Below are 12351 nucleotides of genomic sequence, written 5' to 3'. Positions count from 1 at the left end.
AGCCTCTTGAAAAAAGAGGCTTTTTACATGGAATCAGGCAAGGTGCTTTTGGTTAATACGTACATCTTGTTTTTTGAATCCAGAATAATTCAGTAAGAGACAGAATAGGGCAAAAAGCGCTAGTAAGGAAAAACCCACAACGTAATCTCCGCTTGTATCTTTTATAAAGCCTAGCACAATAGGGGGAAAGAAGCCGCCTACTCCTCCGAATGCACCTACGATCCCGGTAACAGCTCCAATATTTCCTGTTGAAACAGATGGAACCATTTTAAAAACAGCTCCATTTCCGATACCAAGAGTAATGGCTGCAAGTAAGCAACCTACGCTAAATAGGGAGAAGGCAGTGATGGTAAATGCAATAAATAACCCTATTAGTAGCATTCCGGTAAAGACGAAGGTAAGTACTTTTTTTGCTCCGAATACATCCGATAAATATCCTCCAAGAGGCCGTACAAACGTTGCTAATACAACAAAAATAGCTGTTTTCAGCCCGCTGTCTACGGTTGATGCATTAAATTGATCGTGCAAAATGGTAGGGAGATAGATGCTGAATGTGACAAATCCACCGAATGTTAAAAAATAGAAAACGGACAAAAACCACGTTTCTCTAAATTTTAATACCGATAAAGATTCCTGCAGCGTTTTAGGAGAAGCAGCAGAAGGGTGGTCTGAAGTTCCTACCCATAATAAAAGAGCCATTAAAGCTACCGCAATTGCTAAACTCCAAAATACCCAAGGCAAGCCAAAAGAAGAAAAGATAAGTGGAATACTAAAGCTTGCTACCGCTGATCCTAAGTTGCCCATCCCGGCAATTCCTAAAATAAAACCTTGCTTTTGAGGTGAATACCATTTAGAGACATATGTAATGGAAATAGCAAATGTTGTTCCAGCCATGCCGATAAAAAATGCCCAAAAGAGCAGCATGGAGTAAGAATGAGTAAAGCCTGCACAAATGGTAGGGAGTAAAAGAGCAAGCATTGTTAACGAATACACTTTTCTTCCGCCGAAGCGATCTGTTAAAATTCCCATCGGAATCCGCATGAGTGAACCTAATAAGACGGGAGTGGCAATTAAGATACTTTTTTCAGCATTGGTTAATGAATACATCACTTGAATATCTGCGGCGATAGGCGCGAAGACAGACCATACTGAAAAAGCAATAATCATAGATAAAGTCGAGATAAGAAGTACAGATAAGGGCCGTTTAGAAAACATTGCTTAAAAACCTCCTTTTTTATATACAGCGTAAAGCTGTTGCAATATGGTAATTATGATACTACGCTTTCTTTCTTATGTATCATTCTGTGTTAGGCTTTCTTCCGTACTTTTGCTGAAGAACGGACGCAGATAAAGGCGGAGAGATAACTTAGAGTTGTACTCTATCTAAGTGCTGATGAAGAAACGATTAAAAAGCTTCGAAAGAACAGTAAGTAGAAATATTGTGGGAAGAATGGAAGAAACATTGAAATTAGAAGAGATTAATAGAGTAAGCACCTATAAATTTGTGCTATCGAATTATAGCGAAATGAAAAATAATTCATATTTTATATAGAACACAAATTTTTGAAATAGAAGGTGGAAAAAGTGACAGAAAAGCATCCTCTTTCAGGTTATAAAAAGGATGATAATGGAGTTCTCTGGATCTGGAGTTACGTTGGACAGGCTAGAGTGAAAATGGGGTATAAAGTAAAAAGTCTGCTTCACTATGAGCAATCTTCCTATCAGCAAATCAGTATTGTGGATACAAAATGGTATGGGAAAATGCTGGTGCTAGATGGTACTCCACAAATTTCAACAGGAGAAGGGTTTATTTATAATGAAATGATTAGCCATGTGCCAATTATAACGCATTCAAATCCCCAAAAAGTTGCGATGATTGGCGGAGGAGACTGTGGTCCTGCACGGGAGGCAATGAAGTATGATGGAATTCAACAAATTGATGTAGTCGAAATTGATCCAAAAGTTACAGAAATCTGCCGCACCTGGCTAACTCCGGCTTCTTGTTATGATGGTGAAACCAGGCTCAATATGATACATCGAGATGGAATAGATTGGATTCAAGAACAAAAAGGAGTTTATGATGTTCTCATAATTGATCGACCTGACCCTGTTGGACCGGGAAAAAAACTATTTCAACCTGATTTTTATCAATATGTCTACAACAGCCTTAAAGATGATGGCGTGGTTGTTTTTCAATCAGGTTCTCCTTACTACAATACTTCTACGTTACAAGGCACAGTTAAAAATTTAAAGGAGCTATTTCCCATTGTCCGCACATATCTAGTGACTATACCTCTGTTCCCTTGCGGCATTTGGAGTTTTACGATTGCTTCTAAAAAAATGGATCCTCTTCAGGCCGATTTGACGAAGCTGCAGCATACACATACTCAATATGTTGACCCTGAAATTTTCCGCGCATCATTTGTTTTACCTAAATATATAAAAGAAATAGTAGACGGAAAAGATTCCTAAAAACTAAGTAGCGACGAATGTTTGTTGAAAGTCGTGAATAATCTCGGAAAATATATTTGTTATAGCAGATCTATGTTTGCTGCGCAGAGTTCGGGATAATTCAATTTGAAACGTATTAAAATTATGGCTGTAACCTGTATAGTTCCTATTGTCACCTTGTCTGTGAAAAGCAATTGATTCGTTTCCAATAAATTTATTATCAAATACTACATGGATTTTTGGAAACGAATTTTCGGATTTTTTAGTCAGCGCTTGTTGAAACCAATCCTTAACTTCCTTTGAGCAAGATTGTCCATATAAGGTTCCTACTTCAATTGCATAAGGCCCGTAATGTGTATCCTTCATTCCATGAAAAGATAAATGCAGATAGGGTGTTAGAAGGCAATTATTACTATCTATTATCTTTAAAGATTTGATAATTTCTTGGATTGTGCTTCTATATTCTTGTATCCCCTCATAGTTCGTTTTATTTAGATTTCTATTTAAATCTGCTACGGTTCTGGAAACCGTGCTAATAATTCCAGCACATCCTGTGTTCTTTACTACATTCTCTACGATTTTATCCGTAAATAAATCAGCAGCGGGTGGTTCTGCATGAAGTGCGTCTACATGACAGCTTATAAAACCAGTTCCTTTGTTATATTTTAAGTAGTTTCCATGAATGAATTTTAATGTCATTGATTATTTCTCCTTTTATATCGTTTGAAATCTATCCTTTCTATAATAAATGCAGTAAAAATAAAATCGGTGAATTATTACACGTGTTAAATACATACATAAAAAGTTTTTAGAGATGGTGGAGATAAATAGATAAATGTACAGGATTATTTTGGATAGTTACATACTATATGAGTAGCTGATTGTTGTTATAAGGCATTAAAGTAGCAAAATACGATAGAAAGTTCTAATTAGGAGGCTTTAAAATGGATCCAATGAGAGAAGAGTTAGGGATATTATCTGATAAAGAAATGACGTTGCAAACTCTTAATCTGAATAATATACCGTCTGTTGAATTAGTTGACCCCAAAACCTGTTCATATCCAGTGATAGGGAGGAAGTATGGTCACCATAGCGGAAGAGATATTGTTATCGTAAATACAAAGGATCAAGCAATGTATGAAGGATATGACTATTTTACGAAAATATATGCAATAGACAAAGAATATTGTCTAGAAGTAGAAGGACTGAGCGTAAAAACAGTACAAGTAGTGACCAGTGAACATGTTGTATTTAATGAAATACCCATTCGAACGCAAGCCTTCGGCTGGAAATTAGAACAGGTAAACACTATGGATGTACCGGAAATGCTGATGAACGTAGCCATTCGAGCGCTCTACGTAACGGGAGCTAAAAACGGCTTTGTCAAAATGGGGGTATTAGAAAATGGAGAGTGTATCGTCACAGATATTAACTCATCAGAAAGTGAATGGATAGAAAATCCATTAAAGCCTAGTGTTCCTTTTAGCATGGGTGCTGACGTTGAGTTTATGTTAAGCTGTGACGGAGAGCTTCTACCAGCTTCTACTTTTTTTTCTGTTGAAGGTCCGGTAGGCTGTGATGAAAGACAAATAGAGCAAGATAGCGGTGAGTATGCATTAGTAGAAGTTAGGCCTGAAAAAGCAAATTCATCAACAGAACTATTTGAGAATATCCAAAAGTTAATAGAAAAAGCATCTGCACAGGTACCATATGAAAATATTCATTTTCGGGCAGGCAGCATGCCGTTTTCAGGGTATCAATGTGGAGGACATATTCATTTTGGTATTCCGCTTTCTTTATCCTTATTAAGAGCTCTTGACCACTACCTTGCTATTCCAGTAGCGCTGATAGAAGAATCTAAGACCGCTAAACTCAGACGGAAAACGAACCATGGAGGTCTTGGACGCTATCGTGAGAAACCGTATGGATTTGAGTATTTAACTTTAAGCTCTTGGATTATCGACCCTAGAATTACTCTCTCCACTTTAGCTCTTGCTCAGCTAGTTGCTACCCATCATCATGAATTAAAAAGCGAATTTTTATTTCATCCACTTATGCAGCGTGCCTACTATCAAGGGAATAAAATCTTTCTTAAACGAATGTGGAAAGATATCAAGGCCAACCTTATGAAAACGTCCAGCTATCCACACTATCAAAATGAACTATCTTTTCTATTTGAAATGATAGAAAAAGAAATTCCTTGTGATGAATTAAATGATATTCGCAGAAATTGGAATGTAAAGATTTCTAAAGAAATCTATGACCGTGGTCATATTATCCAAATCCCCAAAAAGCTCCGTTTAAAATACGGCCTCAAAGAGGGGCAGTCTACGATTGTTAGTGCAGGAAAGGCAATATCAACTGCAACTGTGCATTCTTATCCTTTTTCATTTCGCCATCCAAATATGGTTCAACTCTCTAAATCTCTCCGTGATAAACTATCTCTCCCAAAAGATTGGTGCCCCAAGCTATCAGCTTCAGAAGGCATCATAACTTTAGGTCCTATCATTGGCATTCTTGCTAACCGTCCTTTTGAAAGACAAACAACCTATTTCCACCACCTATGTCGCTTAGCAAATGAAAAGCGAATGCTTGTATATGTGTTTGAACCTGAAGATATTGATTGGGAGAAAAAATTGGTTAAAGGAACAACCATTAACGGTGAAGGGCTCTTTCCTTTTCCTGCTGTTATTTATGACCGTTATTTCATAGATGGCAGAAAAAATATTTTAATAGATGAAATAAGGGCAAAACTTCAGGCGATTTATAAAATTCCTTTTGTTAATTCTTCAAACTTGTTTCAGCTTACGGGAGATAAGTGGGCAACATATGAACTTCTTATGAAAGAATATGAAGAATTTCTTCCAGAGTCACGTCTCGTACAAAATCCTGCTGACATTGCAGAAATGCTCGATAGCTACGGAGAAGTTTATTTAAAACCGCTTGGCGGGGCCTTAAGTAAAGGAGTCATGCGCATCGTTCGCCGACCAACAGGCATCTTTTGGTTTGATCTTAATAAAAAAGAGCTGCATCAATTCAGTAATATGGAAGAATTATTTACTTTGCTCGCTCCTTTGATGAAAAACAATCCTTATCTTGTTCAAGAAGGAATTCGCAGAAAACAGCATAAAGATAAAAATTTAGAAATACGGGTTTATATGCAAAAAAATGAAAAGCAAATTTGGCTTCGAACGGGTATGGTTGCGCGTCTCACCGGTGAAGATGTGCTAACGGAAGATTCAGAAACGAATATGCGCCTCAGTAAAATATTTAATAGTTTATACCCTGATCCAACAGACAGAAGGCTAGTTATAAACCAATTAGCTAAAATATCTAAAAATATTGTGGCAACAGTAGAAGAGAAAGTAGGGTCTTTTGGGGAGCTGGCGGTAGATTTATGTATAGATCAGTACGGTTCCATAAAGTTGCTTGAAATAAATGCAAAACCAGATAGTCTGTTCTCACAAATTAGAGCCTATAAGCTGCGTACTTTGGCGGGGATTCGTCTGCTTAATTATGCGTCTTCACTGGCTGGTTACGAAGAAGAAAAGGAGGATTTAACATGAAGCACTTCACATTAAATGAAATCCTTAAACAAACGGGGGGAGACCTTTGTTATGGATCAGGAAATCCTGTTATTAAACATGCTATAAACTACGCTAAAAAGGATATAGAGGATCATACACTCATCTTTCATTTAGATAGAGAACCGATTAGAGGGAAGTATTGGAAAGGAAATCATTCAATTGTCGTTATAACAGATCACCCTGAGCTGTGCACGAACTTAGAGGGAGATATTATTCTTGTTAAAACAGCTCAATTAGAAGAGGCTTATTGGAAATTTATCCAATACTACCGAGGGCTTTTTGATCTTCCTGTTATTGGAGTTACAGGAACTTGTGGAAAAACGACCACGAAAGAGATGATCCGACAAATATTAATTGAAGACTATAAAGTGAAAGCTACGTGGATGAGTATGAATTCTATGTCTGTAAATCTACGTTATTTAACAGGTATTGATGATACGACAGAAGTAGCAGTTTTTGAGATGCCGGTCGCTTATCCAGGTTATTTAAAAGTTGCGTGCCGCTACTTTCAGCCACAAATACGAATTTTATTAAATATAGGCGTACACCATCTCGCTGATTGTGAAACGCCTGAAGAATACATGAAAGCAAAAGCTGAAATTGTAGAAGGCTTAGATCCAAATAGCGGCATTTTGATTTTAAACGCAGATGACGAAAATATTAAGAAAGTACTTGATGTGAGTCCTTTTAAAGGTGTTGTATATATAGGTAAAAATGATGGTTCCCAATTTCAAGCAAAAGATATTAAATATGCTAACGGAGGAATGGCCTTTACCTTAAAACACAAAAACAAAGAGTACAATGCCTTTATCCCTGGATATGGTGAACATAATGTGTATAATGCACTGGCTGCCATTGCTGCAGTATTTTATGTGGGCGTTGATATTTCCGTTGCCATACAAAGACTTAGCTTATTTGAACAAGTAGAAGAACATTTGGAATTTAAAAGAGGAATGAATGAGTGTACGGTAATTAATGATACATGGAACTCTTCACCTTTATCGATGGCTACAGCTCTTGGAGTTCTCAGTGATATGTCAAAAGAGAAACAGTCTATCGCTTTATTAGGTTACATGCCTCAGCTAGGAGAAGGACCTTATGCAATTAAACAATATGAAGATATGGGAAAAAAAGCAGCGGAATCAAAGATTGATGTTTTAGTGGTAGTAGGAGAAGAAGCGAAAGCTATTAGGACAGGAGCTTTAAAATGTGGAATGGATCCTAATAAAGTCTATTTTTGTAAGACTGGTGATGAAGTATACAATGTGCTAGCGCCATATTTAAATGAAAATACAATAATTTTATTAAAAGTAACGCACCGTGTTATGACAAAACCTACTTTTAAAGAATTAAGAAATAAACTTATTCCAGACAACGAAGAGTAAAAGGAGGATAGACATGAAGAAGACTAAACAGCTAAGAGAGTTGATAGAAAGTAAACAGCTAGAGTTTATTATGGAGGCTCACAGTGCGCTATCTGCAAAGATTGTAGAAGAAGCAGGATTCAAAGGGATATGGGCTAGCGGCCTGTCTTTATCCGCAGCACTGGGTGTAAGAGATAATAACGAGGCTTCATGGACACAGGTATTAGACATCTTAGAGTTTATGAGTGACGCAACGTCCGTTCCAATTCTTCTTGATGGTGATACAGGGTATGGGAATTTTAATAATGCAAGAAGATTAGTTAAGAAATTGGAGCAGCGAGACATTCCAGGCGTATGTATTGAAGATAAATTGTTTCCAAAAACAAACTCATTTATTAAAGGTGAAGCACAGCCGCTTGCAGATATTAATGAATTTTGCGGCAAAATTAAGGCAATGAAAGATAGCCAAAATGACGAAGATTTTGTAGTGGTATCGCGTGTAGAAGCTTTTATTGCAGGGTGGGGGCTGAAGGAAGCTTTAAAGCGTGCAGAAGCTTATCGCCAAGCAGGAACCGACGCCGTTTTGATTCATAGTAAAAGGTCAGATATGACAGAGATTGAAGCTTTTATGAAAGAGTGGGGAAACAGGCTTCCGGTTATTATTGTTCCAACCAAATATTATTCGGTTCCAACTGATAAATTTAGTGATTTAGGAATTAGCTTGAGCATTTGGGCCAACCATAACTTAAGATCTTCCATTACAGCTATGCAGAAAACGTCCGCTCAGATTTATTGCGATAAAAGTTTGATTAATGTAGAAAAAAATGTCTCTCCGCTTGAGGAAGTTTTCCGTCTTCAAAAAGCTGAAGAGCTCGATATGGCAGAGAAACTTTATTTAAGCTCTGCCAATCATAGCACGAACGCTATGATCCTGGTAAAAGAATCAGCAAATGAAGCTTTGATAACTGAGCAGATAAATCAGTTAAAAAAAGTCGGCGTGACAAATAGTATAAAAGCAGGTTCCGATAAAGCTATGGAAGATAAGGCATTTCCTAATAAAGGAGAATTATATCATCTCTATGCTGCAAGAGATAAGCTAGGAACGGCTACTTTAATAAGCGATAGTAACATCGTATATAAAACACATGTTTTTGAGGAGTTAATTCATGAAAGTGGCGATATCACTATCGTAGCAGGAGCTGATTATGAGTTAAAAGGGAATCAAACATCTTATGTAACTGCTAAACTTCCCTATTCCAAGCAGCTGTATTCTAAAACAGTAGACTTGATTCAAATGTCGTGCAATCCAAACTCTAACAACATTCATGGTGAATTCATTGGTCTTTGGAAAGTTTCTGGAAAAGGCACTGAGGTTGTAAAAAAAGCTTTGGAAGAATTGGCACAAAGAAAAGATTTTGCTCAGCTCACGTTTTCTGATTTCTTTAATTATATTAATCTAATTCACCCAGTTGCTGTTAAATATACGATGGGGTCATGGATAGATACCGAAACGTATACGAAGATTCAAAAAGATGGTGGGAAAAATGATTAGTACGTCCGTATTTGGAACTCAATTAAAAAAACTAGGTTTTCAATTTTATAGCGGGGTTCCTTGTTCCTATCTTAAACATCTCATTAACTACGCTATCAACGAATGTGAATATGTTGCAGCAGCAAACGAAGGAGAAGCGGTAGCGATTGCTGCTGGAGCATCAATTGCTGGCAACAAAGCGGTTGTTTTAATGCAGAACTCCGGATTAGCAAATGCTGTTTCCCCTTTAACCTCTCTTATTCATCCGTTTAAAATTCCTGTCCTTGGATTTGTCAGTTTTCGCGGAGAACCTGGATGTCCAGATGAACCGCAGCATGAATTAATGGGAGAAATTACTCCTGCCCTACTAAATACGATGAAAATAAAATGGGAATATTTATCTTTTGATTTTGCGGAAGTTAAAAAACAATTACAGCGGGCTAATCAAGCTGTTGAAAATAATGAAAGCTACTTCTTTATTGTAAAAAAAGGAACGTTTGAGCCAGTTAAGCTCTTAGAAAAATCAATGAAAAACGTTACTCTTAAAATGAAAAGTGAACAGATAACAACCGACGAGTTACCTTCAAGGTATGAGGCATTACAAGTAGTTAATTCATTAAAAGACAACGATACTATTCAATTGGCCGCTACAGGAAAAACAGGAAGAGAGCTTTACGAAATAGAAGACGCAAGAAATAATTTTTATATGGTTGGATCTATGGGGTGCGTTAGTTCCATTGGTTTAGGCTTAGCTTTGAGCAGAAAGGAAAAGAACATCATTACAATTGATGGAGACGGAGCGTTGCTTATGCGCATGGGAAATCTAGCAACCAACGGATACTATTGTCCGGAAAATTTATTACACATTCTTTTAGACAACCACACCCATGATTCTACTGGGGGACAACATACGGTCTCTCATCACATTAATTTTGTAGATATTGCTTCTTCCTGTGGGTATCAAAATTCCATTCATGTTCATAACTTAAATGAGTTAGAGACGTATATCAAACAGTGGAAAAATGATAAAAAATTAACATTTTTATATCTTAAAATAGCGAAAGGATCTAAAAAGAACCTGGGGCGTCCTGAAATGAAGCCTTATGAAGTCAGAGAAAGAATGCAGGTGTTTTTAGATGATTAAAACAGCTGTTATTCTAGCTGCGGGGATGGGGAGCAGGATTCGTAAAAGAGCTGGAAACCGTCCCAAGGGTTTTTTGATGATTGATGAAAAATCGATTATTGAACATTCCATTTCAAAGTTAATAGAAGCAGGAGTTAAGACGATTTTTATTGGAACAGGTTATATGAAAGAAGAATATGAAAAGCTAATGGTTAGATATCCTCAAATAAAATGTGTTTATAATTCTAGATACGAAACAACGGGAAGTCTGTTTACGCTGTATCAATTTAAAAATTATATTAAAGAAGATTTTTTACTATTGGAATCGGATGTAATTTATGAAAAGAATGCGTTGGAAACATTAGTAAATCATTCGAGATCAGATGTCATACTAGCGAGTAAATTGAACGGTGCTGGCGACGAAGTTTATATTGAAGCTGATAAAGATAATAACCTTAAGAATATGTCAAAACAAAAAGAAGAGTTGAATAGTATCTATGCAGAACTAGTTGGTTTAACCAAACTCTCTTATGCTACATTTCAGAGACTTTGTGATGAAGCAAATACGTTGTTTCAGTTTAATCAAACGATCGATTATGAATATGGCCTCGTTAAAATTTCCGAAAAAGCAAATGTGTATGTTCATAAACTGGATAATTTGGCATGGTGTGAAGTGGATGATGAAGATCACTGGGCAAGAGCAACTACTATTGTTTATCCGATTATTAAAGCTCGAGAAGGTATTCCACATACAGTTAAGAGAAATATACTCCTAAACCCCGGACCGGCAACTACAACAGATACCGTCAAATATGCTCAAATAGTGGAAGACATTTGCCCGAGAGAAAAACAATTTGGAGAGACAATGGAATTTATCTCTGCTGAACTAACAAAATTTGTTGGGAATCCAGAGAAGTATACTACGGTATTATTCGGCGGATCTGGAACGGCTGCAGTGGAATCGATTTTAAGTTCAGTAATTGATAACAGTACGGTTGTTATTATCAATAATGGTCCATACGGTGAAAGAATGTGTAAAATCGCTGAAATTTATGGACTGAATTATTTAGAATATAAAAGCTCCGCCGAGCAGGCTATTGATATGAACGACTTAGAAATTTTTATAAAAAAGATTTCAACGAACGTTTCTTATCTGGCGCTTGTTCACTGTGAAACTTCCACGGGGCTTCTTAATGATATTGAACAAATTGGGGAATTTTGTGCAGTGAAAAATATCGAAATGATTGTGGATGCAATGAGTTCGTATGCAGCTGTTCCAATTGACATGCAAAAAATGAATATAAGCTATCTGGCCGCAAGTGCAAATAAGAACCTTCAAGGAATGGCAGGCGTGTCGTTTGTTATAGCAAATAAAGACCGGTTAGAAAAAACGGAGCAAATAAAGCCTCGTAACCTTTATCTTCATTTATATGATCAGTATCGATATTTCCAAATGAATAAACAAATGCGTTTTACTCCTCCTGTTCAGACTATGTACGCCTTAAAGCAGGCAATTATAGAAACTCAGTGGGAAGGAATTGAGAAACGATATGAACGCTACTCAAAATCATGGACTACTTTAACGGATGGAATTACTCGGCTTGGGTTAACCTATTTGGTTCCTGAAACACATCATTCTAAAATTATTACCTCTATCATCGAGCCTTCCAATAGAAAGTATAATTTTGATATTATGCATGATTTTTTTTATAAACAGGGATTCACCATTTATCCTGGTAAAATTGATAAATTAGAAACGTTTCGAATAGCAAATATTGGTGATATCACATATAGAGATATAGAAAGATTTCTTCACCTTCTTGAACAATATCTTAAAGCTTTAAAAGGAGAGTGAGAAAAAGTTGAATCAAAAATTAGCTGTAGCAGTTATGGTGGTAAATCAAGATCATCACGTGCTTCTAGTCAAGAACCATAGACGGGGATGGGAATTTCCAGGCGGTTTTGTTGAAGCAGGTGAATCAATAAAAGATGCGGGGATACGAGAAGTTAAAGAAGAATCTGGAATTGTTATTGAAGTGACCAACTTTCTAGGAGTAGAACAAGATGTTAAACGATCTACTACTGTTATTTTATTAAAGGGAAAAGCGATTAGCGGAAAAATTTCTGTCTCCAATGAAACACAGGATGTGGGATATTTTACGTTAGAAGAAGCAAAAAATATAATTAAATTAGATAACTTTAAGGATCGAATGGCTAGATGTCTAAAAGAGACTGAAACACCATTTTTCTATGTTTTAAAAGACACGGGCTCCTTTTACGTATAGGCGGAAGGTT

9 protein-coding genes are annotated in these 12351 nt (G+C 36.6%); 7 read left to right on the top strand and 2 right to left on the bottom strand.

Features of this window, described 5'->3' with window-relative positions; translation table 11 throughout:
* Positions 1-33: 33 nt before the first annotated feature.
* On the bottom strand, positions 34-1215 hold the full coding sequence (locus tag MMB68_RS17125) for an MFS transporter (RefSeq protein WP_221785482.1): 1182 nt from the start codon (positions 1213-1215) through the stop codon (positions 34-36).
* Positions 1216-1584: 369 nt separating this feature from the next.
* Between MMB68_RS17125 and speE the strand changes: the two genes are divergently transcribed.
* Positions 1585-2472, top strand: a complete 888-nt coding sequence (speE, locus tag MMB68_RS17120; RefSeq protein WP_071276775.1) for a polyamine aminopropyltransferase — start codon at positions 1585-1587, stop codon at positions 2470-2472.
* A gap of 3 nt (positions 2473-2475) precedes the next feature.
* Here speE and MMB68_RS17115 read toward each other — a convergent pair whose 3' ends face one another.
* Positions 2476-3150, bottom strand: coding sequence for a hypothetical protein (locus MMB68_RS17115; RefSeq protein ID WP_221785481.1), 675 nt, complete (start codon positions 3148-3150; stop codon positions 2476-2478).
* Between the two features lie 245 nt (positions 3151-3395).
* On the opposite strand from MMB68_RS17115, the gene MMB68_RS17110 reads away from it, so the two are divergent.
* The 6 genes from MMB68_RS17110 to MMB68_RS17085 are packed head-to-tail and all read left to right on the top strand — an operon-like array spanning position 3396 to position 12341.
* Positions 3396-6017: a putative amidoligase domain-containing protein gene (locus MMB68_RS17110; RefSeq protein WP_221785480.1), complete on the top strand. Its 2622-nt coding sequence runs from the start codon at positions 3396-3398 to the stop codon at positions 6015-6017.
* A complete protein-coding gene (locus MMB68_RS17105; protein ID WP_221785479.1) occupies positions 6014-7423 on the top strand; it encodes a Mur ligase family protein in 1410 nt (469 codons plus the stop codon). Before MMB68_RS17110 ends, MMB68_RS17105 begins: the two co-directional genes overlap by 4 nt.
* 13 nt (positions 7424-7436) lie before the next feature.
* Complete coding sequence (aepX, locus tag MMB68_RS17100; RefSeq protein WP_221785478.1) at positions 7437-8954, top strand: phosphoenolpyruvate mutase; 1518 nt, start codon at positions 7437-7439, stop codon at positions 8952-8954.
* Positions 8947-10077 carry a phosphonopyruvate decarboxylase gene (gene aepY, locus MMB68_RS17095; protein ID WP_221785477.1) on the top strand — a complete coding sequence of 377 codons (1131 nt, stop codon included), beginning with the start codon at positions 8947-8949 and terminating at the stop codon, positions 10075-10077. The genes aepX and aepY overlap by 8 nt, the downstream gene beginning before the upstream one ends.
* A complete protein-coding gene (locus MMB68_RS17090) occupies positions 10070-11911 on the top strand; it encodes a 2-aminoethylphosphonate aminotransferase (RefSeq protein WP_221785476.1) in 1842 nt (613 codons plus the stop codon). Before aepY ends, MMB68_RS17090 begins: the two co-directional genes overlap by 8 nt.
* A gap of 7 nt (positions 11912-11918) precedes the next feature.
* Positions 11919-12341, top strand: coding sequence for an NUDIX hydrolase (locus MMB68_RS17085; protein WP_264408893.1), 423 nt, complete (start codon positions 11919-11921; stop codon positions 12339-12341).
* Positions 12342-12351 lie beyond the last annotated feature (10 nt).

Source organism: Priestia sp. Y58 (assembly GCF_029522095.1).
GTDB lineage: Bacteria > Bacillota > Bacilli > Bacillales > Bacillaceae_H > Priestia > Priestia megaterium_E.
The sequence above is the reverse complement of the archived record's forward strand: the minus strand, read 5'-3'. Positions and strand labels throughout refer to the sequence as shown.